The sequence below is a fragment of the Natrononativus amylolyticus genome, from assembly GCF_024362525.1.
In the GTDB taxonomy this organism is placed as follows: domain Archaea; phylum Halobacteriota; class Halobacteria; order Halobacteriales; family Natrialbaceae; genus Natrononativus; species Natrononativus amylolyticus.
This window is the reverse complement of sequence record NZ_CP101458.1, coordinates 1,708,861-1,731,101: the sequence shown is the minus strand read 5'-3', so window position 1 is coordinate 1,731,101 and position 22,241 is coordinate 1,708,861. Positions and strand designations below refer to the sequence as shown.

General features: G+C 66.7%; 20 protein-coding genes. 6 read left to right on the top strand and 14 right to left on the bottom strand.

The window, feature by feature from the left end; translation table 11 throughout:
• Window positions 1-87 precede the first annotated feature (87 nt).
• The 3 genes from NMQ11_RS09105 to NMQ11_RS09095 all read left to right on the top strand — a co-directional run bounded on the left by NMQ11_RS09105 (window position 88) and on the right by NMQ11_RS09095 (window position 4,075).
• Complete coding sequence (locus NMQ11_RS09105; RefSeq protein ID WP_255167386.1) at window positions 88-1,518, top strand: O-antigen ligase family protein; 1,431 nt, start codon at window positions 88-90, stop codon at window positions 1,516-1,518.
• A 76-nt stretch (window positions 1,519-1,594) separates the two neighbouring features.
• Window positions 1,595-2,776 (top strand): bifunctional sugar-1-phosphate nucleotidylyltransferase/acetyltransferase, encoded by a 1,182-nt coding sequence (gene glmU / locus NMQ11_RS09100; protein WP_255167385.1) that lies wholly within the window; start codon window positions 1,595-1,597, stop codon window positions 2,774-2,776.
• Window positions 2,777-2,827: 51 nt separating this feature from the next.
• Entirely contained in the window at window positions 2,828-4,075 is a 1,248-nt protein-coding gene (locus NMQ11_RS09095) for a hypothetical protein (RefSeq protein WP_255167383.1), read from the top strand.
• An 11-nt stretch (window positions 4,076-4,086) separates the two neighbouring features.
• On the opposite strand, the gene NMQ11_RS09090 is transcribed toward NMQ11_RS09095, so the two are convergent.
• From NMQ11_RS09090 to NMQ11_RS09065, 6 genes are all read right to left on the bottom strand, one after another.
• Window positions 4,087-4,827: a universal stress protein gene (locus tag NMQ11_RS09090; RefSeq protein ID WP_255167381.1), complete on the bottom strand. Its 741-nt coding sequence runs from the start codon at window positions 4,825-4,827 to the stop codon at window positions 4,087-4,089.
• The gene (locus NMQ11_RS09085; protein WP_255167379.1) at window positions 4,820-6,223 is read right to left on the bottom strand and encodes an APC family permease; all 1,404 of its coding nucleotides are present in this window, start codon (window positions 6,221-6,223) and stop codon (window positions 4,820-4,822) included. The genes NMQ11_RS09090 and NMQ11_RS09085 overlap by 8 nt, the downstream gene beginning before the upstream one ends.
• 87 nt (window positions 6,224-6,310) lie before the next feature.
• Entirely contained in the window at window positions 6,311-8,104 is a 1,794-nt protein-coding gene (locus tag NMQ11_RS09080; RefSeq protein WP_255167372.1) for an acetyl-CoA carboxylase biotin carboxylase subunit, read from the bottom strand.
• Between the two features lie 159 nt (window positions 8,105-8,263).
• Window positions 8,264-9,013, bottom strand: a complete 750-nt coding sequence (locus NMQ11_RS09075; protein WP_255167370.1) for a class I SAM-dependent methyltransferase — start codon at window positions 9,011-9,013, stop codon at window positions 8,264-8,266.
• Between the two features lie 158 nt (window positions 9,014-9,171).
• Window positions 9,172-9,468 carry a DUF8022 family protein gene (locus tag NMQ11_RS09070; RefSeq protein WP_255167368.1) on the bottom strand — a complete coding sequence of 99 codons (297 nt, stop codon included), beginning with the start codon at window positions 9,466-9,468 and terminating at the stop codon, window positions 9,172-9,174.
• Complete coding sequence (locus NMQ11_RS09065) at window positions 9,468-11,012, bottom strand: acyl-CoA carboxylase subunit beta (RefSeq protein ID WP_255167366.1); 1,545 nt, start codon at window positions 11,010-11,012, stop codon at window positions 9,468-9,470. The genes NMQ11_RS09070 and NMQ11_RS09065 overlap by 1 nt, the downstream gene beginning before the upstream one ends.
• 253 nt (window positions 11,013-11,265) lie before the next feature.
• Here NMQ11_RS09065 and NMQ11_RS09060 point away from each other — a divergent pair, with 253 nt between their 5' ends.
• Window positions 11,266-12,504 carry an ABC transporter substrate-binding protein gene (locus NMQ11_RS09060; protein ID WP_255167364.1) on the top strand — a complete coding sequence of 413 codons (1,239 nt, stop codon included), beginning with the start codon at window positions 11,266-11,268 and terminating at the stop codon, window positions 12,502-12,504.
• 234 nt (window positions 12,505-12,738) lie between these two features.
• Here NMQ11_RS09060 and NMQ11_RS09055 read toward each other — a convergent pair whose 3' ends face one another.
• From NMQ11_RS09055 to NMQ11_RS09030, 6 genes are all read right to left on the bottom strand, one after another.
• Entirely contained in the window at window positions 12,739-13,443 is a 705-nt protein-coding gene (locus NMQ11_RS09055) for an ABC transporter ATP-binding protein (protein WP_255167362.1), read from the bottom strand.
• Entirely contained in the window at window positions 13,443-14,315 is an 873-nt protein-coding gene (locus NMQ11_RS09050; protein WP_255167360.1) for an ABC transporter ATP-binding protein, read from the bottom strand. The genes NMQ11_RS09055 and NMQ11_RS09050 overlap by 1 nt, the downstream gene beginning before the upstream one ends.
• Window positions 14,308-15,702 (bottom strand): branched-chain amino acid ABC transporter permease, encoded by a 1,395-nt coding sequence (locus NMQ11_RS09045; RefSeq protein ID WP_255167358.1) that lies wholly within the window; start codon window positions 15,700-15,702, stop codon window positions 14,308-14,310. The genes NMQ11_RS09050 and NMQ11_RS09045 overlap by 8 nt, the downstream gene beginning before the upstream one ends.
• On the bottom strand, window positions 15,699-16,844 hold the full coding sequence (locus NMQ11_RS09040) for a branched-chain amino acid ABC transporter permease (RefSeq protein ID WP_255167356.1): 1,146 nt from the start codon (window positions 16,842-16,844) through the stop codon (window positions 15,699-15,701). Before NMQ11_RS09040 ends, NMQ11_RS09045 begins: the two co-directional genes overlap by 4 nt.
• Window positions 16,845-16,994: 150 nt before the next feature.
• On the bottom strand, window positions 16,995-17,711 hold the full coding sequence (locus NMQ11_RS09035) for an SDR family oxidoreductase (RefSeq protein WP_255167354.1): 717 nt from the start codon (window positions 17,709-17,711) through the stop codon (window positions 16,995-16,997).
• Window positions 17,712-17,757: 46 nt separating this feature from the next.
• On the bottom strand, window positions 17,758-18,714 hold the full coding sequence (locus NMQ11_RS09030) for an NADPH:quinone reductase (RefSeq protein ID WP_255167353.1): 957 nt from the start codon (window positions 18,712-18,714) through the stop codon (window positions 17,758-17,760).
• Window positions 18,715-18,841: 127 nt separating this feature from the next.
• On the opposite strand from NMQ11_RS09030, the gene NMQ11_RS09025 reads away from it, so the two are divergent.
• The gene (locus NMQ11_RS09025; protein WP_255167351.1) at window positions 18,842-19,501 is read left to right on the top strand and encodes a glycerophosphodiester phosphodiesterase; all 660 of its coding nucleotides are present in this window, start codon (window positions 18,842-18,844) and stop codon (window positions 19,499-19,501) included.
• Window positions 19,502-19,598: 97 nt separating this feature from the next.
• A complete protein-coding gene (locus NMQ11_RS09020) occupies window positions 19,599-20,216 on the top strand; it encodes an OsmC family protein (RefSeq protein WP_255167349.1) in 618 nt (205 codons plus the stop codon).
• Between the two features lie 101 nt (window positions 20,217-20,317).
• Here the strand turns inward: NMQ11_RS09020 and NMQ11_RS09015 are convergent, their stop codons facing one another.
• Together NMQ11_RS09015 and NMQ11_RS09010 are read right to left on the bottom strand one after the other, a co-directional pair.
• The gene (locus NMQ11_RS09015) at window positions 20,318-21,523 is read right to left on the bottom strand and encodes an MFS transporter (protein WP_255167347.1); all 1,206 of its coding nucleotides are present in this window, start codon (window positions 21,521-21,523) and stop codon (window positions 20,318-20,320) included.
• A 50-nt stretch (window positions 21,524-21,573) separates the two neighbouring features.
• Window positions 21,574-22,158: a hypothetical protein gene (locus NMQ11_RS09010; RefSeq protein ID WP_255167345.1), complete on the bottom strand. Its 585-nt coding sequence runs from the start codon at window positions 22,156-22,158 to the stop codon at window positions 21,574-21,576.
• Window positions 22,159-22,241: the final 83 nt, after the last annotated feature.

Genomic DNA, 22,241 nt, shown 5'->3' with positions numbered 1-22,241 from the left:
TCGGTGACTGTATACGAACCCATACGATTTTCGACGGCAATGTCTCAAAACCAATGTTTATTGGAGAGAACACTGTGGTGGGTGACAATGGGAGGGATCGAGCGCACCCCGGCGGCGGGTGGAGTGGGTGTACGCGTGCGGGGCGAGCGGGTTCTCAACTGGACCATCTACACGCTGTTCGCGCTGTACCTCGGGGCCGTCTTCGTCGCCCACGCGACCGGTAACGTGCTCGGGTGGCAGATCGCCTCGGGGTACGTGGTGCTCGGGATCGTATTGCTCGGCTGGAACCTCACCGTTCAGGGGCCCGAAACCCCCGACCGGACGCGAATCGCCTTTCTCACCGTCACCGGGTTAGGGTTCCTCTTACTGGCGGTAATCTATCAGAGCCGAACGCCTGGACTCGGCCTCGGACCGAGTCGCAATCTCGAGATCATCGCCGTCTTCCTCGTCATCCTCACGTTCTTCGTCGCCTGTGGCGCCGTCGATCGGTACACCCCGCTCGAGTGGGCGGCGATCGCCTGCTTCGCCGTCGTCGTCGGCGTCTTTCTCTACCACACGCTCGAAGTCGATCCCTCGAGTACGCGCTCCCGGTGGCCGGTGTGGGCCGCGGTAGTCATGGGCGGAAACCTGCTTCTGGTCCCCCGCCTCGTTCCCGAGCGGGTGTTCCTCTGGCTCATGAGCTGGTTCTCCGCGCTCGTCGTGATCCTCGGATTACTGACCTACGTCGTCGGGGAGTACTCGTTCTGGTTCGTCGACGTCTACCAGTGGCACGGTTCGCCGTCGGTTCCCGGGTTCGAACTCGACGTCAACACGATGCAGTCGATCTTCCCGAACCCGAACAGCCTCGGAATGGTCGCGTTCGCGGGGTTCGCTGGCGCGGTAATCGAACTCCACCGGACGCTTCGGGACGGTCACTGGCCGGTCGCTGTCGTGTTCGCCGGACTCGCCGGACTCAACGGACTCGGCCTCTTCCTGTCGAACGCTCGAGCGTCGATGCTGGCGGCGGCGATCTGTCTCTGGATCTACGTCGCCTACGTCGTTGGCGGACGATCGGCGGTCCCGCTCGCGGTCGCGTCCGGGGTCGCGGGGCTGATCGCGTTCATCGCCGCGATGTACACGGAGTTCATCGGCATCGGTTCGAACAACCGTTTCGAACTCTGGTGGGCGGGCATACAGGCGTTCCGCGACGGGCCGTTGCTGCTCGGTGCCGGGACCGTCAACCCGGCGGCGCTGCTCACGCCGTACATGCCGGGAGACAGCACCTGGTCGCCGCACAACTCCTACATCTCGATCCTCCTCCGCGGCGGCCTCGTCGCCGGGCTAGCGTACACGGCGCTGGTCGTCGGGAGCACGGTCGCCGGAACGATCCGTTACAAGCAGGTGAACGTCGCGATGCTCGCGTTCGCCGTCGGCTGGGCCGTCCACCAGCTGTTCGAGGCGTACACCATCTTCCAGTGGACGATCGGATCGGTGCTGGCCACGCTCGCGGTCGGCTACCTGCTGTTCGGCGACCGGTAGCCGCGCCCGCCCGTCTCTCACTCGCTGGGTTCGGCCCACACCTTTACTGTCCGCGCTCTCGCATCACCCGGCAGTGATGAACGCCGTTATTCTGGCCGCCGGGCAGGGAACCCGGATGCGACCGCTGTCGACGCACGTTCCGAAACCGATGCTTCCGGTCGCGGACCGCCCGCTGGTCGCCCACACGGTCGACGTCGCGGTAGACGCCGGCGCGACGGAGGTCGTCCTCGTGGTCGGCTACGAGGCCGACACCGTTCGAAACTACTTCGGGGACGCCCGCCGAGGGACGCCGATCCGCTACGCTCGCCAGGACGAACAGGCCGGAACCGCCCACGCCGTCGCCGCCGCCCGCGAGCACATCGACGGGCCGTTCGCCGTCCTCAACGGCGACAACCTCTACGATCCGGCGGCGATCGCCGCGCTCTTCGAGGCCGGTCCGGCCGTCTGCGCGCTCGAGGTCGACGATCCCCGGAACTACGGAGTGCTCAGCACGATCGATGGGACCGTCACCGACATCGTCGAAAAGCCGAGCGAGCCGCCGACGAACCTCGCCAACGCCGGCGCCTACGCCTTCCCAGCCGACGCCGCCGAGTGGCTCGAGGTGCCCGAGAGCGACCGGGGCGAACACGAGATCACGGACGTCCTCGCGCGGGTGATCGACGAGTACGCGGTGACCCCGGTCACCCTCGAGCGGTGGATGGACGTCGGTCGCCCCTGGGAACTCCTCGAGGCCAACGAGTGGAAACTCCACGAACTCGAGGGGCGGATTGACGGCGAAGTCAGCGAGGACGCCCGCCTCGAGGGTCCCGTCGTCGTCGAGTCGGGTGCTGAGATCGAATCGGGCGTCGTCGTCGAGGGACCGGCGCTGATCCGCGAGGGCGCCACCGTCGGCCCGAACGCCTACATTCGGGGCGCGACCCTCCTCGGCGAGGGCGCAAAAGTCGGTCACGCCGTCGAGATCAAAAACAGCGTGCTCTCGCCCGGTGCGACGGTCGGCCACCTCTCCTACGTCGGCGACAGCGTGCTGGGCCGGGACGTCAACTTCGGCGCCGGCACCACCGTCGCCAACCTCCGACACGACGATGCTCCCGTCAAACTCACCGTCAAGGGCGAGCGCGTCTCGAGCGGCCGGCGCAAACTCGGCGTCGTCGCCGGCGACGAGGTCAAAACGGGAATCAACACCAGCCTCACGCCCGGCCTCAGACTCGACGCCGGCGCCACCACCGCACCCGGCGAAACCGTCGACCGCGACCGGTAGAACCGGCCAGCGGACCTGAAGGTTCAAGGCCTCCTCGGCGAAACGAGGAGTATGTCGTCGGCGCCCGCGTCACTGTCCGAGCCCCACGTCCTCGCACACACGAAGCGACGCCTGTTTCCCGAGGCGGACGCGCCGGGAACGTACGCGGTCGTCGACACGCAGTTCGCGACCGACCGCTGGCTCGAGACGGAGCCGATCGCGGAATCCGTCCGCGAGACGCTCGCACCGTTCAACCGCGTCGATCTCGGCGGCGGCTACCCCGATCTCGTCGGCGTGGGTCGCCTCGAGTCGGACCTCCTCGCCGTCGACCGACTCGGGAAGACGCCGCCGCTGGTCGCCGTCGAGGCCAAGGGGTACACCGCGGGCGGGGGTGTCGACACCCACCGGGGGATCGTCCAGGCGTACGAGCGCCTCCACGAGGCGAACGCCGTGTACCTCGCCGCGCCGCTCGAGGCGATCTCACAGACCGATCGAACCCTGGCTCGCGAACTCAACGTCGGCGTTCTCGGCGTCTCCGCGGCGGGGCAGGTGTCGGCGCTCGAGACGCCGCGAGTCGTCGGTGCGCGGTCGACGACCGACGCGAACGCCATCCGGTTCCAGGCGAGCGCCCAGGGCGTCACGGACCAGTCGTTCGGGCTGAACCACCCGAAGAACTACCTCGGCTACCCGCTCGCGCACGTCCTCGAGGAGCCGACGGCCGACGCCCTCGCGGCGTACCGCGTCGTCGGCGCCGTCGACGAGGCTCGCCGCGGCGCGGCGTTTCTCGGGCTCGTAGCGGAGACGTCCACCGGTCCGGAGCTGACACCGCTCGGGCGAGAGGTCGTCCGGTTCGGCGTTCGCCACCACGGCTCGGCGCGGGCGGCCCTCGAGACGTTCGCCGACTGGTACCGCTCTCGAAAGCGGTTCGTCGAGCTCGCACCCGCCTGGGGCGAACTCGCTCGGCGCGTCGTCTTCGCCTATCCGGCGACCGAGCTGCTGGTCGGGGAGCTCGAGGCGCTCCACGCCGACGGCGTCGCCGAGCCGACGCTGGTCGACCTCGTCGAGTACCTCCACGTCCTCCACCCCACGTTTACGATCGAACTGTTCGTGCGAGGGACGGAGGCGGCTCGGCGGCGGGCGCTGGATACGAACGGCGATCTCCGCCGCGAGGCGCTCGCCGACGGGGAGATTTACCACTCACCGACGGTGTTCCAGTTAAAGGCGATGCTGTACCACGCGGGGATTCTCACCGACCGCGGAGCGGAACCGCACCGCCTCGAGCCGGCCGAGGACGTCTGGGCGCTCCGCGAACGGGTGTGAGCCGTCGACCGCTACGTCTCCGTCTCCGGCTCGAGGTAGCGACGGCGAACCACCAGCACCGGACAGACGGCGCTCTCGGCGACGCGCTCGGACGTATCGCCGAAGATCAGATCCTGAACCGAGGGGCGATCCTCGCCCAGAACGACCATGTCGTGGTCGTCGGCCGCCTCCAGAATCACCTCGAGCGGGTCGTCGTCGACGACGACCTCCTTCCCGATCCACGGCTCCGGAACCCCGGTGTTTTGCAGGACCTGCCCTGCACTCTCGAGAAGTTCGGTGCCCGACTGCCGCAGGTCGTCCTCCGGCGCGACGTGCAGGAGCGTCACCTCCGCGTGCGTGCCGGCCATCACGCGGCCGACGAGGCGGCCGATGTGCTCGATGTTGACGTCGCCGCGAATCGGGACCAGGACGCGTTCGAGCCTGGGTGCCGGGTTGAGCAGGAGGATCGAATCGCAGTCGAGTTCGACGGCGATCCGCTCGAAGGTCTTCATCGGTTTGTGAGTGAACACCAGCCGGGTCGTAATGTCGCCGCCGGTCTCCTCGAACACCGCTTCGAGTTCGGCCAGTTCGGTCTGGGCCTTCTCCTCGAACTGGAGGCGGGCCTGGCTCGGAGCGGTCTGCTCGGGAATCTTGTGGTAGCCGAGCAGGACGACCGGAACCGACGCGAACGTCTCGATGACGGCATCGGGTATCGTCTGTCCGCGAAGGATCTCGACGGGGATCAACACCCTGTGGCCGTCGTTCTCACTCATCTGAGACACCTTCCTCGAACGTTACGTCTCGAGCGTAATAGATGTACCAGGCGACGGCTCCGGCGACTACGGCGACGCCGATGATCAGAGAGAACGGTTGCATGAACGCGATCAGCCCGAAACTCGCGAGCGCGCCGACGATCGGAACTAACGGGTATCCCGGAACGGTGTAACTGGGCCGATACCAGTCGGGATCGCGACGGCGCAAGACGAGCAGCGTCACGCAGATCAGCCCGTACATCACCAGGTGGAGAAACGAGGCGACTTCGGCGAGCAGCTCGGTCTGTCCGGTCGCGACCAGCACGACGACGGGGCCACCGACGAGCACCAGGGCGACGTGGGGGGTCCCGTACTTCAGGTTGACGCGGCTCGCCTGCGGCGGAACGAGCGCGTCGCGGCTGGTCGCGTACAGCGCCCGCGACGCCGAGAGGATCGAAGCGTTGGCCGAGGAGACGGTCGCCAGCAGCCCCGCGAGCAGGATCGCGATCGCGCCGGGAAGCCCGAAGAACTCGCGGGCCACCTCGACGATCGCGGTTTCGCCCGCCGCCTCGAGGGCCTCGCTGCCGAGCGCGCTCGTCGCGACGAAGATGGTGGCGACGTAGAACACCCCGACGATGACGACCGAGCCGACCATCGCGAGAGGGAGGTTGCGGCCGGGGTCGGTGATCTCGCCGGCGACGGTCGCGACCTGCGCGAAGCCGAGATAGGAGGTGAACACCAGGGCCGCGGTCGTCAGGATCGGGAACGCACCGTAGGGGGCGAACCGCTCGGGCACCGTCTCGCCGCCGACCACGCCCAGCGAATCGAGCGCGCCGTAGGCGAGAAACAACACGAGGATGACGAGTAACAGCCCGACGATGGCGTTCTGGAGCGCGGTCGTGTTCTCGGTGCCGCCGATGCTCATCGCCGTCAGGGCGACCCCGCCGAACACGCCGAGGGCGGCCACGATAGTCCCGCGTCCGCCGACCGGAACGCCCGCCTCGACGAGCACCGCGAGCGCGTACTCGCCGAAGCCGACGAGGTAGAACGCCGAGGCGAAGACGAGCCCCAGCCAGAGGCTGATCCCGACGACCGCGCCGAGCAGCGGACCTAGCCCGCGGGAGATGAAGTAGTAGCCGCCGCCGCTCCGTGGCATCGCGGTCGCCAGCTCAGAGGTCGGTAACGCGACGAACAGCGCGATCACCGCACCGATGGCGAACGAGAGCGCGGCGGCCGGTCCCGCCTGTCCTGCGGCGAGGCCGGGAAAGACGAAGATACCCGCGCCGATCATCGTCCCGACGCCGATCGAGAGCCCACCGGTGAGTCCGATCGTCCGCTCGAGTTCGGTCCCGCCCTCGTGACGCGTCGCCTCGTCGGTGACGGCGACCTCCGACGACGGGGCGTTACTGTCGGCCATACTGTCCGTTCACCGCCGAGAAATAAATGCGTGAACCCGGCATCCGTCCTGATCGGTCCCGACTGCGAGAAACTGACCGGTTCCGCCTTACTCGAGGACGACCAGCGGATCGCCCATGTCGACGCTCTCGCCCTCGCTCACGGCGATCTGGGTCACCGTGCCGCCGCGGGAGGCGACGATGTCGTTTTCCATCTTCATCGCCTCGAGGACGACGAGCACGTCGCCCGCCGCAACCTCCTCGCCCTCCTCGACCTCGACGGAGAGGATCGTCCCCTGCATCTCCGCGGCGACCCGCTCGCCGTCGCCTTCGATCGCGGCCTCGGAGCCGCCCGAGTCGCCGCCGGCAGGCTCGGGTCGGCCGCTACTGCCCTCACCGCCGCTCGCGGTCGGCAGCGTCGCCGCGCCGCGCTCCTCTAAGTTGACCTCGAAGCGCTTGCCGTTGACCTCGACGGTGAACTCGCGCTCGACGACCTCCTCGTCGTCGCCGGAAGCGGTTTCTTCGGTGCCCCACTGTTCCTGGGCCTCCTCGAGGCGACTCCGGTCGAGTTCCTCGTCCAGGTACTTCGTCGTGTGCTCGCCGGCGACGAACGTCTCGTCCGTGAGCATCAGCCGGTGGAACGGCACGATGGTCGTCACGCCCTCGATGTCGTACTCGCGGAGCGCCCGCAGCGAGCGGGCGATACACTCGTCGCGGTCCTCGCCGTGGACGATGAGCTTCGCGATCATCGAGTCGTAGTCGGTGACGATCGTATCGCCCTGACGGAGCGCGTCGTCGAGGCGAACGCCGACGCCACCCGGCGGGTCGTACGTCGTGAGTTTCCCGCCGGGGGCGGGCTGGAACTCCTTGGCGGCGTTCTCTGCGTTGATCCGGAACTCCATCGCGTGGCCGTCGATCTCGACGTCGTCCTGGCTGAAGCCGAGTTCCTCGCCCGCGGCGACGCGGATCTGCCACTTCACGATGTCGATGCCCGTGATCTCCTCGGTGACGCAGTGTTCGACCTGGATACGGGTGTTGACCTCGAGGAAGTAGAACTCGCCGCCCTCGACCAGGAACTCCACGGTGCCGGCGTTGACGTAGTCGGAGGCCTTGACCCCGCGGCGGGCGGCCTCGCCGATCCGCTCGCGCATATCGTCGTCGAGCGCCGGTGAGGGGCCCTCCTCGATGACCTTCTGGTGACGGCGCTGGAGTGAGCAGTCCCGCTCGCCGAGGTGGCGGACGTTGCCCTGCTGGTCGGCGATGATCTGGACCTCGATGTGACGGGGCGCCTCGAGGTAGCGCTCGAGGTACACCGAGTCGTTGTCGAAATAGGCCTCTCCCTCGCGTCGGGCGCTCTCGAGCTGGTCTGCGACCTCGCTCTCGTCTTCGACGACCTTCATTCCGCGACCGCCGCCGCCGCCTTCTGCCTTGATCGCGATGGGATAGCCGTGTTCGTCGCCGAACGCCCGAACTTCGTCGGGATCGGTGACCGGGTCCGTGGTGCCGGGAACGATCGGGACGTCGGCGTCGGCCATCACGCGCCGGGCTTTCGTCTTCTCGCCCAGCGTCTCCATCGACTCGCTCGAGGGGCCGATCCAGGTGATGCCGTCTTCGGCTTCGACCTTCGCGGCGAACGCGGCGTTCTCCGCGAGGAAGCCGTAGCCGGGGTGGATCGCGTCGGCGTCGGCCTTCCGTGCGGCCTCGAGGACCGCCTCGTGGTCGAGGTACGAGTCGGCTGCTCGCGCCGGTCCGACGTTGTACGCCTCGTCGGCGTACCTGACGTGCCCCGACTCCGAGTCGGCCTCCGAGTAGATCGCGACGGTTCCGACGTTCAACTCCTCACACGCCCGCATTACTCGAACAGCGATCTCGCCGCGGTTGGCCACGAGAACCTTCCGGAACATTCCTGTTCGAACCCTCGAAGGGGCGCTACCTTACTTTTTCGTAACCGGGACCGTCAACCACTGTTTATAGTATCGTTTACACCTTCATGGCTGCCCTGAGATTGTAGAGCGACGGCGCGCTCACGTGTTCGTTCGCCGCAGTGCCGTTCCCGAGGCTGGTTACGCCCCGATATCGCATCTGTCTATTTTACGCGCAACGTAATACGGGTGATCGAACCACCGCTGGAGGGGGCCGCCGGGCCGCACAATTCGGAGCGGATCGAATCCGCAGTTTCGAAGCTGTTGTTTTTGCGCGCGCGGCCGAATGTAGTATATTTTCACCGAATCTATAGAGAAATTATTGCTGATCTTGTATTTCGAAATTATCTGTCCGCGTCGCAGGTTCTGGACCCAGAACTCGACGAACCGCTGTACCCCCTTGACGTCGAACGATCGGATCACGAACGCGCTCCAGAAGTTGTGCGTGCTAAAGGCGAACACGCCATCGGGTTTTAGCACCCGGTGAACCTCTTGAAGGGCCCAGTATCGAAGCTCTTCGGGGTTGATGTGGTCGATTCCGTTCCACGAAAACAGGACGTATTCGAACGATTCGCTCTCGAAGGGGAGCGAACAGGCGTTGCCGGTGACGAACTCTATTCCCGAAGAAGTCGTTTTCGCCCGATCGACGAGCGAGCGTACTAGATCCAGGCCAATCACGTCGAATCCCCTTTGACTGAGCACGGTCGTCGTTCGGCCGGCCCCACAACCCAGATCGAGGACTGTCGCATCCTCGTCGGTGAAGTACGTGTCGATAACTGTCCGTTCGATGTCGCTCAGTCCGTTCTCGGCCGCCGACGAGTACTCCGCAACGACTTCGTCTGAGCTGTAGTACTCGCTCACGTCTAGGGTGGGGGATGAATCGACGGTCATTGTACGGAGTTCGACGACAAGGTGCATAATTCTCACACGCCGGGGACGATAGATCGACCGCGGAGATGGCTGTGAGGACGTCTCCGACACCTCTCAGAAGGGAAATCGGTCCAGTGTCGAACCCGCGATGACGTTCACCCGTGGAAATGCCGACTGTCTCAAAACCGGTCCGTCCGTCCGGCGGCGGCCCACGGGTCCGTCGGCGCCGTCGTCGGCACGCGCGCGGCGCGTCCTTGCTGTATCCGAAGGCGGCCGGCGTAGGCCCACCGCTTGCCCTCCCATCCCGCTTCGTCGCCGTCCTCGGCGGCCACGAGTTCGAGGTCGCGGAGGTGAGCGCCGATCGCCGCAGCGATGGCCGCCGCCTCCTCGGGGTCGGCGTCGTCAGGGATCTCGAGGGAGACGCCCTCGGCGAGGCGGTCGGGAGGCGTCTCCGCGGCGTCTGCGTTGCGGACCATCAGAGCGGGATGTTGCCGTGTTTCTTGTCCGGGTTCCGTTCGCGCTTCGTCTCGAGCATCTCGAGGTCGTCGATCAGACGAAGGCGGGTTTCGGTCGGGTGGATGACGTCGTCGAGGAAACCCTTGTCCGTCGCCGTGTATGGGTTGGCGAACTCCTCGCGGTACTCCTCGATGAGTTCGTCGCGCAGGGCGTCGGGATCGTCGGACTCGGCGAGTTCCTCCCGGTAGAGGATATTGACCGCGCCCTGGGGACCCATGACGGCGATCTCGGCGGTCGGCCAGGCGTAGTTGACGTCGGCGCCGAGATTTTTCGAGGCCATCACGCAGTAGGCGCCGCCGTAGGCCTTGCGCGTGATGACCGTCAGCAGCGGAACGGTGGCCTCGGAGTACGCGTAGAGCAGTTTCGCGCCGTGGCGGATGATGCCGCTGTGTTCCTGGTCGGTGCCGGGCATGTAGCCGGGGACGTCGACGAAGGTGACGATGGGGATGTTGAAGGAGTCACAGAAGCGAACGAACCGCGATCCCTTCATCGAGGCGTCGACGGTGAGCGTACCGGCGTTGACGCGGGGCTGGTTCGCCACGAGCCCCACGGAGCGACCGTCGAGGCGGCCGAAGCCGACGACGATGTTCTTCGCGAAGTTCTCCGCCACCTCGAAGAACGAGCCCTCGTCGACCACGCTGTCGATGACGTTCGTCATGTCGTAGGGCTTCTGTGGGCTGTCCGGAACGATCGATTTCAGCTGGTCGTCGCGCCGATCCGGGTCGTCCCAGGGGTCGACCCGCGGGGGGTCCTCGACGTTGTTCTGCGGGAGGTACGAGAGGAGGCGCTTGATGTCGTCGAGGGCCTGTTCTTCGGACTGGCAGGCGAACTGGGCGACGCCGGTCTTACCGGCGTGGGTCATCGCTCCGCCCAGCTCCTCGTGGGTGACGTCCTCGCCGGTGACCGTCTTCGTCACGCCGGGGCCGGTGATGTACATGTGGCTCGTGTCCTTCACCATGAAGATGAAATCCGTAATCGACGGCGAGTAGACGGCGCCGCCGGCACAAGGACCCATGATCGCAGAGATTTGGGGCACGACGCCGCTAGCCTCCTGGTTGCGCCGGAAGATTTCGGTGAAGCCGGCCAGGCTCTTGACGCCCTCCTGGATCCGCGCCCCCGCCGAATCGTTGAGCCCGACGATCGGGGCGCCGACCTCCATCGCCATGTCCATCACCTTGGTGATCTTCTCGGCGAACACCTCGCCGAGCGAGCCGCCGAAGACGGTGAAGTCGTGTGCGAAGACGAAGACGGTACGGCCGTCGACCTCGCCGTAACCCGTCACGACGCCGTCACCGAGGACCTTCCGCTCTTCCATCCCGAAGTTGCTCGTCTGGTGGGTTCGAAGCTGATCGAATTCGGTGAACGTCCCTTCGTCGAGGAAGTAGTCGATCCGTTCGCGGGCGGTCATCTTCCCCTTCTCGTGCTGGCGCTCGATTCGCTTCTCACCGCCACCGAGTAACGCCTCCTCACGGAGCTCCTCGAGTTCCTCGATTCGATCCTCCATCGTCATGGTCGATCCCTCCCGAACACGTTCATCTGGCGGAGAAACGGCGAGGCAAATGAAAAGCGTTCTGTAATTCGGACTCCCCGGCGTGCGCTTCCGCGGGCCACCCGTTGACCGTTCCCCTCTCGCGAACTGTATGCAGCGAACACATAATTTCGGTCTTACCAGACGTATCCGATAGAATCCACTGTGACCCCGGGTCATGCGGATGATTCACATAAACTCTTTATATTACTACACTCCATTGTCACCTATGGCACGGCATGTCAGTAGACGGAGGGTGCTTGCTGGAATCGGTGCGACGGGAACGTTCTCGATCGCTGGCTGTTTGGACGCGATCGGCGGCGGCGACAACGGGGACGATGCGGACGCGATGGTCGGCATTCTCCAGCCCGAGTCGGGTGACCTCGGTGACCTGGGGACGCCAATCGCCGACGCCGCCGAGCTTCCGGGTATCCAGCTCGAGAACGACGGAGCCGACTTCACCATCGACCTCCGGCGTGAGGACACGGAAACGACCCCCGACGTCGGGGTCGACCGCGCGCAGGCGCTGCTCGACGCGGGGTATCCGTCGGTTACGGGTGCGGCGTCCTCGGCCGTGACGATCACCTGTGCGGAGGACGTCTGGATCCCCAACGAGGTCGTCGCGATCTCGCCGGCGAGTACGTCCCCCGCGATCACCGACATGGACGGACGGTGGCTGCTGCGTACCGCGCCGAGCGACGCGTGGCAGGGCGACGCCATGGCCGAGATCGCCGTCGAGCGCGAGGACGCGGACGAGATCGCCACGATGTACCTGAACAACGACTACGGCCAGGGACTGAACGACGAGTTCGTCGCCGGCTGTGAGGACCGCGGCTCGGAAGTCATCGCGGAGGTTCCGTTCGAGCCCGAGCAGCCGTCGTACGACTCCGAACTCGAGAGCACGGTCGGGGAGGAACCCGACCTGCTGATGGTCGTCGGCTACCCGGAGAGCGGTCAGGTCATCTTCCGGAACTTCTACTCCGACTTCGACGACGGGACGACGATCCTCGTCCCCGACGGCCTCATCGACCCGTCGCTGCCCGGTCAGGTCGACAACCCGATGGAGAACGTGATCGGGACGGCGCCGTCGGCCCGCGGTGACGGACGGGACGACTTCATCGGCCTGTACGAGGACGAGTTCGGTCGCGAACCCGGCGTCTTCAACGCGCAGGCGTACGACGCGACGGCGGTGCACATCCTCGCGACGCTCCGCGCCGGCGAGGTCGACGGCCCCGCGATCGCGGACAACATCCGCGAAGTGGCCAACCCAGACGGCGAGGAGGTCGGTCCCGGAAACCTCGACGAGGGCCTCGAGATGGCCGCCAACGGCGACGAGATCCAGTATCGCGGTGCGTCCGGTCCCGTCGAGTTCGACGACAACGGCGACCCGGTGGCCGTCACCTACGACATCGGTCGCTACAGCGCCGACGGCTACGACGTCGAGGACACGATCGAGTACGAGTCCTGAGGCGTCGACGAACGCGCTCCGTTTTTTGCGCCGCGCGATCCGCTCGAGCGGCCGGTGTCGAACCTCGAGGGATCGGCCGGGAAGGCGCGACTCGATCGAATCGTGGCGACCGACGCACCGGAGCTCCGCGAACGGCCGCTCACCCTGCTCGAGGTGCGTAAGGCGTCGCCGCAGGCGGTGTCGAAAAAACGAGACCGGCCGTCGGCCGAACAACCGCTCGGCGCCTGGGCGACCTCAGCCGCCCAGGAAGTCCTGTCGAACCTGCTCGTTCGCGAGCAGCGCGTCGCCGGAGTCGACGTAGCGGTTCTGACCCTGGACCAGCACGTAGCCGCGGTTACACCGCCTGAGGGCCTCCTTCGCGTTCTGCTCGACCAGCAGGATGCCGGTTCCGTCGTCGTTGATGCGGTCGATTCGGTCGAACATCTCCGCGACGAGGTCCGGCGCCAGCCCGGCGCTCGGCTCGTCGAGCAACAGGAGGTCGGGATCGAGCATGAGCGCCCGTCCCATCGCCAGCATCTGTCGCTGGCCGCCGCTCAGGTCGCCCGCCGTCTGCCCCCGTCGCTCCTCGAGGATCGGGAACCGATCGAAGATCCGCTCGAGGCGATCCTGGGGGACCTCGTCCAGGATGTACGCCCCCATCTCGAGGTTCTCCATCACCGACAGCGACGGGAAGACGTTGTCGTTCTGCGGAACGTACCCGATGCCGGTCGTGATGATGTCCTCCGGGCGGTAGCCGCTGATCTCCTCGCCGGCGAACGTGATCGAGCCGCCCATGTGGGTCGTCAGCCCGAAGATCGACTTCATCACCGTCGACTTGCCGGCGCCGTTGGGACCGACGATGGTGACGTACTCGCCGTCTGCGACCGTGAGGTCGACGTCGTCGACGATCTGGAGATCGCCGTAGCCGGAGTCCAGCCCGCTCACATCGAGCATCGACATCAGACCTCACCTCCGAGGTAGGCTTCGATAACCTGTTCGTTCTCCTTGATCTTCTCCGGCGGCCCCTCGTCGAGGACCGATCCCTGGTGCATGACGATTACGTGTTCACAGTTGTTCATGATGACGTCCATGTCGTGCTCGACGATGAGGAAGGTGTACCCCTGCTCGCGGAGTTCGTGGATGTGCGCTAAGATCTTGCGCTCGAGCGTCGGGTTGACGCCGGCCATCGGCTCGTCGAGCATCAGCATCTCCGGCTCCGTCTGGAGCGCGCGGGCGAGTTCGAGCAGCTTTCGCTGCCCGCCCGAGAGATTCTTCGCGTACTCCTCGGCGAGGTGGTCGATCTCGAAGAACTCGAGCATCTCCCAGGACCGTTCGCGGAGCTCCTCTTCCTGCTCGATCACCTCGTTGCGGAGCCCCGGGAGGATCGACCGCCACATAGACTCACCGAGCTGGCCTTTCGGCGCCAGCATCATGTTCTCGAGGACGGTCATCTCCGGTAGCTCGCGCGCGATCTGGAACGTGCGGACCAGTCCGCGCTCTGCGACCTCGTTGGGCTGCTGGCCGGTGATCACCTCCCCGTCGAAGGCGACCCGTCCTCCGCTGGGGCGGTGAACGCCGGTGATACAGTTGAACGTCGTCGACTTTCCGGCGCCGTTCGGACCGATCAGCCCAGTCATCGAGCCGCGCTCGACGGCGAAGCTGGCGCCGTCGACCGCCACGATGCCGCCGAAGTGCTTCTCGAGGTTCTCGACCTCGAGGATGGGTGACTCGACGACCCGCCGGTCGGTCACCGTCGCGTCGCGTTCGTTCCCCGATTCGCTCTCGGCTTGGTCGATGGCGAGGTCGTCAGCGTTCGGTTCGGCATCACTCATCGCGATCACCTCCGTGTTCGGCTGCGGGTTCGTGGTCCCCGGCGCCGGCCGTCGGCCGACCGCCGTCAGCGACCGGGCCCCGTCGGGTCAGATCGACGGCCGCGGAGATCTCCTTGCGGTGGCCCAGCAGGCCGTCGGGTCGCTTGATCATCAGGACGACTAGCACGACCCCCAGGATGATGTACCGGAGCTCGTCTGCTTGCTGGAACAGCACGAAGCCGATGAGCGCCGTCGGGTCCCCCGCGCCGAGTTCGGCGAAGGCGCCGTAGGCCGTTCGCGGGAAGTCGGTTCCGAGGTTCGTCCGGACCATCGTTCGGAGGAACCGCGGTCCCTCGAAGATGAACGCCGCGAACACGAAGCCGCCGACGACGCTACCGGTGTTCGAGCCCGAACCGCCGACGATCAGCGCGACGAAGACGTAGAACGTGATCAGCGGCATGAAGTTGTCCGGGCTGATGTGCGTGCGACTGCCCATCCAGAGCGTGCCGACGAGCCCCATCAGCGCACAGCCGAGCGCGAACGCCGCGATCTTCGCCCGGTCCGTTCGCTTGCCGAGCGCCCTCGCAGCCAGTTCGTCCTCCCGGATCGCCTTCAGCAGGCGGCCGAACGGCGAGTACGCGATTCGCGTCAGCAGGACGTAGAACGCGATGACGAACAGGATCAGGACGCCGGTGTACATCCCGCGAATGACCACCGACGACGCGACGCCGACGGCTTCGCCGATCGCCAGGAAGACGTCGCCCACGTCGCCGACGATCGGCTGGTCGAACAGCCAGGGGATGACGTCCCTGCTGCGTGGCGCCCGGATCCCCTGTCCGCCGCCGGTGCCGTAGTCGGTTCCGCCGATCCGGCGAAGGGCGTTGGACTGGACCGACAGGCGTACGATCTCGGAGAACCCAAGCGTGACGATCGCGAAATAGTCCGCGCGCACGCGCAGCGTTGGAATCACCAGCACCAGACCGGCGATCCCCGCGGCGATCACGCCGAGGAGGATGCCGATCGGGATCGGTAACCCGAGGCCCGCCGGCGAGCCGTCCGGCGACGCGACGGCCATCGACATCGTGTAGGCGCCGATCGCCATGAAACCGGCGACGCCGATGTTGAACATTCCCGTGTACCCCCAGTGGAGGTTGAGCGCGAGCGCACTCAGCGCAAAGAGCGCGGCCCAGAACGTGATCGCCTGGAGCGTCCCGACCGTCGCGTTGATACCCGCGCCGGACAGCACGCCCACGACGAAGAACAGGACGTACGTCGCGACGACGATCTTGCCGATGTAGAGGATGTCGTCGCGCCACTTCGGTCGGATCATCGCGGACTCCTCACTGTCACCGCTCGGTGTCTCCGCCGCGTCCGTCTCTGGACCGCCGCTTGGCTCTTCACCACTCATGCCGTTTCAACACCTCCGAGTAAGCCGTCCGGTTTGACGATCAGGATCAGGATCATCAGCGTGAACGCCGCGATCTCGTTCATGTCCGACGGAATCCAGATGAGCGAGACGTTGATCGTGATTCCGATCACGAGCGAGCCGACCAGCGCTCCGTAGATCGAGCCGATCCCGCCGAGGATCACCGCAGCGAAGATCAGCAACAGGAGGAACCAGCCGATGTTGATCGAGAACTGACCGCGGTCGAGGACGATGAGGTAGCCCGCGACGCCCGCGAGCCCCGCGCCGATCGTCCACGTCGCGAAGATCACGCGCTCGGTCGGGATGCCCGTGATCAGCGCAAGGTCCTTGTTGTCGGCCATCGCACGCATCGCCTTGCCGAGTTTCGTGTACTGGAGCAAGAGGTGGAGCCCCGCGATCAACGCGATCGCGATGGCGACGAGCGTCAGCTCGTGAAGGTTGATCCGCTGGACTGGGACCCACCCGGGCAAGTCCGTGAGGATCGGCGAACTCGCCGTCGCCGAGTGCGACTCGACGGTCCAGAATACGCCGATGAGGTACCGCAGTGCCAGCGCAACTCCGACGCTCGCGATGAGCAGCGCGATCCCGCCCGCGTCCCGCATCCGCCTGTACACCAGTCTGTCGATCGCCAGCGCCACCGCGATGGTTAGCAGCGCGGCCATCACCAATCCGACCAGAATCGCGACGGGTGACGCTAACACGTCCATGCCGAGTTCGCCACCCGTCGGCCCCGCCGGCGTCGGACTGAACAGGACGAGTTCGCCGACGCTGTACACTCCCCAGCCGCCGATCAGCCACGCGACCGCCCACCCGGAGAACGCGCCCGTCGTCACCAGGTCGCCGTGCGAGAAGTTGGCGAACCGAAGGATGCTGTAGGTCATCGAGAGACCGATCGCGGCCAGCGCGATATACAGCGAGTCGACGAGCCCGTTCCACAGGTACCGCCACAGTCGCCCCGGCGCGAGCTCGCCCATCACGAGTCTGCGGACGAGGTCGAGGAGGAGAATCGCGATTCCCAGTACGATGATCAGTGCGAACAGTTCCTGACCGGACAACGACGACAACCGCTCCCGTAACTCATTGACGTCGTTCGGAAGACTATCCCCTACGTTACCAACACCCATGTTACGTTGAGAGTTACGTTTCACCGTTAAATAGTTCACGCTACGGAGTGGCAATGGACGTGAGATTCATTGCTTCAGGCTGCCGAGTCGCCGGTTCCAATTTCGCCCGTGGCGAACGAAATTGCCGGGACCGAAAAGGCCCACCTTCGACTACGCCTCCCCGTAGACGGGGACGGCGGCCCCACTCGTGACCGCGGCACCGTCGCTGCAGAGAAACGCCATCACGTCCGCGATTTCGGTCGGATCGACCCACGAGTCGTGATCGGCGTCGGGCATCATCTCCCGGTTCATCGGCGTGTCGATGACGCTCGGCATCACGCAGTTCGCCCGCACCGTCCCCCGGTTCTCCTCGGCCAGCGTCTCCGTCAACAGTCGAATCCCCGCCTTCGTGATCCGGTAGGGGCCGTCTCCCACCCCACCCTCGAGCGAGGAGCGGGCGCTGACGCTCACGATCGCTCCCTCCCGTCGCTGCAGTTCGGGAAGGGCGTGTTTCGAGGTCAGGAACGCGGATTTGAGGTTGACGTCCAGTAGAAACTCGAACTCCTCGAGTCCCGTTTCTTCGATCGGATCGCCGCCGCGCCAGGTGCCGGCGACGTTCAGCAGGTGGTCGATCCGGTCGTGGTCGTCGACGATCCGATCGACGACGTCGGCGACGGCTTCCTCGTCGGTGAGATCGGCCTGGTAGAAGTGGGTTCGGTCGTCCGGATCCAGCTGCGCGTCGTCATCGTCCGGGGAAACGACGTCGACGGCGCAGACGGTCGCGCCAGCCCCCCGGAAGCGGTCGACGGCGGCGCTGCCGAGTGCGCCGCTCGCGCCGGTGATCACCGCGACGGTTCCCTCGAAGTCGAACGTGGTCGTCTTCGCCATACCGGCTCTCCACCGCCGGAGAAAATCAACCTGCGGGTCGTCCCGGTCAGGGTTCGACGATCAGCTTCCCGAAGAAGCTGTCCTCGAGCACCGCCCGCTGTGCCTCCGGCACGTCCTCGAGGTCGTACGTCCGGGCGATTTCGGCGGTGAGATCGCCGCGTGCAGCGAGGCGACCGAGACTCGCCAGACTCTCCGCGATCCGGTCCGAGTTGTACATCACCATGAACCGGTACTGGAGCTCCTTCGCCCGCGCGGCCGGCACGTTCGAGAACCCCGCTTCAGTCTGCGTGTTTCCGATGCCGACAACGCGGGCGCCCTGGGCGGCGACGTCCGCGTCGAACTGGAGGTAGTCGTCGAGGCGGTGGTCGAGGATCACGGCGGGCTCGCCGGCCTCCCGAACGGCGTCGGCGAGATCCTCCCGACCGTAGTCGAGCACCGTTTCCGCTCCGAGCGCCTCGAGGCGGTCGTGGTACTCGGGGCTCGCCGTCGTCGTCACGTCCGCGCCCGCGGCCGCGGCGACCTGGACGGCGACGTGGCCGACGCCGCCGCTGCCGCCGTGGATCAGACACCGCTCTGCGGGCTCGAGGCCGGCGTACTCGAGCAGCGCCAGCCAGGAGGTGACGCCGGCGACGCCGAGGGCTGCCCCGACGTCGAAACCGACGCCCTCGGGGAGCGCCGCGAGCAGGTCGGTGGGGGCGACGACGTACTCCGCGCACGTCCCCTGGTGGCTCTTGCCGAGGCCGGTGGCGAAGACCCGGTCGCCGGGCTCGAGGTCCGCGACGTTCTCGCCGACGGCGTCGACGACCCCCGCGGCGTCGGAGCCGGGTATCCAGGGCAGTTCGGCGGGCTCGTACGACCCCTCGCGGAAGTAGGTGTCGACGGGGTTGACCGCCGCGGCCTCGACGGCGAGGCGCACCTCGTCGGGTCCCGGCTCGGGGCGGTCGATCTCCTCTACCTGCAGTACGTCCGGGCCGCCGTGGTCGTGGTAGCGAACGGCTCGCATACGGGTCCGTTCTCACTCGAGCGTCATAGCTACACCCGGTAGCGGAACGACAGTTCGGGAGACGACCGCGAGCGGCGCCGCCACGCAACGCCACGGTTAAGAGCGACGCCCGTCTCACTCTCGGAAAATGCGACTCATCGCCCACCGCGGGTTCGCCGCCACGGCTCCGGAGAACACCATCGCCGCGATCCGGTCGGCCGCCGACCGCGCCGACGCCGTCGAGTTCGACGTCAGGCGGTGTGGCTCCGGGGAACTCGTCGTGATCCACGACGAGACGGTCGACCGGGTGACCGACGGCGTCGGCCGCGTCGCCGACAGCACGCTCGAGGAACTCAAGGCCCTGACCGTCCTCGACTCCGGGGAGGGGGTTCCGACCCTCGAGGAAATGCTCGCAGCGCTCCCGGAAGGGATCGAAGTCAACCTCGAGATGAAAGAGCGCGGGATCGCCGCCGACGTCCTCGACGCCATCGAGGGCGTCGGCAACCGGGTCGTCACGACCTCGTTTCTCGAGCCCGAACTGCGGGCGGTCCGCGAACTCGACCGCGAGCAGCCGACGGGGCTGCTCGCCAGCCGACACCTCGAGACGCCCGTGACGACGGCGATCGAACTCGACTGCGACGTCATCGGGGCGAACTACTGGCGGTGTCTCTCCACCCAGCTGGTACCCCGAGCGAAAGCCGTCGACCTCGAGGTCCACGCGTGGTCGATCGAGCGCCGCGCGGTCGCGAAATTGCTCGGCTGGCGCGGCGTCGACTGCGTCTCGGCCGACCGGTATATTCGAGTCTGACCGCGAGCGGGGTCCGGGCAAGGCGCCGGACAGTCGGCGGAATTCGCAATACGTGTTTACGCCCGCCGGCGATCTACCCTCTCTTGAGGGAGAACAGATGACGACAGACCAGCGACGAGAGCGACGGATGGACGGTACCGAACACGGCGTCGACGTCGGTGACCACCGCGAGTTCATCGAGTGGCTCGAGGCGAACCCCGAAGACGGCGCCCTCGAGTTCCGGGCCACCGGTACGGCGGAGGAGACTGCGAATCGGACGAGGGCGACGATCGGCGACTGGGCCCTCGGCGGCGAGGAGATGGGCGCAGAACGCGAGCACACCCTCGAGTTCGGTCTCCCGGTGGAGCTCGAGGAGGCGATGGGCTACCTCGAGGCGACGGACCGCTACGAGGCGATCGAGGGCGCGCTGGCGGGGCTGACCGCCTGCATCAACGGGACGATCGCCTACAACGCGATTCGGGAAGGAATCGACGTCGAGGACGTGACCACGACCGTCCGCGCGCCGGTCGACCTCCGGATGCTGTTCGGCATCCACGACGTCGACCGCGCCCACGAGATGTACGGCGAACTCGAGATCGACGTCGAGGTGACGGGTGCGCTCACACCTGAGGAGCGGTCCATGGTCCGGGAGTTCTACGTGCGGTCGCCGGTGTACACCCTCGTCACCCTCGAACACCCGAACAGGCCGAAGATCGACTTCCGCTCGGCGGCGTAGCCCCGGCAACCGTTTTTCGACTCCTACGATCTATCGTCGCTTCTTATCGGTGATTTCCGACCCGAAGTGATAACCCCGACAAACGGGTACGACAGACCGTCTCAGTGACTCGCGGACCGCTCGGAACGTCGCGGCCCGCCGTCGGAGTAGACGACGGCCACCGCACCGATCGCCAGCGTGAGAACGCCCGAGGCGAACAACAGCGCGGAGTAGCCGGTGACGATCGCGAGGCTCGTGAAGACGATCGGCCCGGCCGAGCGCCCGAGGAACGTGGTCCCGTTGCGGATGCTGAGCGCGCCCGCCCGGTACTCCGGCGGGGCCAGGCGACCGATCGCCGCGTCGACGGAGGGGAGGGCGAGTCCGAACCCGACGCCGACGACGGTCGCGCCGACGGTGATCAGGAGCAGCGACGAACCCACCCAGACGAGCCCGAGTCCGACCCCGTAGGCGAGAAAGCTCAGCGCGACGAGGCGGTGGTTCGACCACCGGCGGGCGAACCGCCCGTTCTCGAGGGCGACGAGCGCCGACGCGACGGTCTGTACCGTCAGGACGCCGCCGATGACCACCGGCGCGACGCCGAAGTCGGCGGTCAGGACGAACGGCAGCGCCGTCAGGATCGTCCCGAAGGCGATCGCCTCGAGCAGGAACGTCGCGCCGTACAGCGCGCCGGCCTCGGTCACGGGCAGGGCGTCGACGGCCCCGCGGAGGTACGCCGGTCCGGTTTGCGGGGCGACAGAGGCCGGTTCCTCGAGCGCGTGGATCGCGAAGAGCCCGACCGGTACCGCGAGCAGGTAGACCAGGAACGGAACGTGCCAGTCGATGGCTGCGAGCGCGCCGCCGACGAACGGATAGATCGCTGCTCCGGCGAACAGCACCGCCGCGTTGACCCCGAGAACCGCGTTTCGCTGGACTCCCTCGAAGAGATCGCTGATGAACGTCACGGTCAGGATGAAAACGCCCGCCGAGGCGGTTCCCTGAACCAATCGCAAGAGCAACACGACCCCGAAATCGTTCGTGAACGCCGCCAGGCCGCCGGTGACTCCGAACACGAGCAGGCTTGGGATCATGACGCGCTTGCGACCGAACCGGTCCGCGAGCAGTCCGATGAGCGGCGAGAGGACGATTCCCGGGACGAAGTAGGCCGTGATGAGCAGGCTCGCTCCCGCATCGGTGATCGCGAACGCGTCGCGGATGACCGGCAACACCGGGCTCAAAAGCGGGACGCCGAGCGGGAGGACGAGCGTGCTCGCGAGAACCGCCTGGAGGGACGGCAGGCTCCACGGGATACTCACGTCTGAATCGGCCATACCACTCCCCACGCCCCGCACTACCAACTACTTCACACGCCGTGGATCGCTCACCGGTCGACCTCGAGTCCGGGCGACGTCTCACGCCACGTCGACTGCTCGCGATCCTGACCGACCTCGGTCCGGTCGGCGCGTGCCTCCTCGACGGCCGCGAGCGTCTCCCGACCCCACTCCGTCGACTGCTCCGTCGCCTCGAGCGCCGCGGCGACGTCGTCGGCGTGATCGGCCACGGCGCCGGGTCGCTCGCTGGCGATCGCAGCCAGACACCGCAGGGCGTCCGCCGTCGCCCGTGGCGATCCGTCGGTTCGCAGTTCTGTGCACACGAAGGCCGCGATCGCGTCGGCCGAGGGAGCGACGTCGTCGACCGACTCGACGGCCAGTTCGGCCAGGGAGTCGGCCGCGAGCGCGCGGTGTTCCGGCGAGCCGTCCTCGAGCAGCGAGCGCAGCTTGGGCACCGTCGGGACCGCCCTGGCTGGATCGTCGTCGATCATCCGGCTGACCGCGCGGGCACCCTCGAGCCGGGTCGAATCGTCCCCGGCGTCGAGCTGTGCCAGTACGGAGGGAACGTCGAACCCGGCGCCGCTACCGTCGCTGTCGTCCGATCCGTCGTCACGACTGTCCCCATCCCCAGTCATTCACGTGGACGTGTTCATCCGTCCGGTAAATACGTTCTGGCTGCTCGTCGCTCTCGGATTCGGACGCGCCGGAGATCACGCGC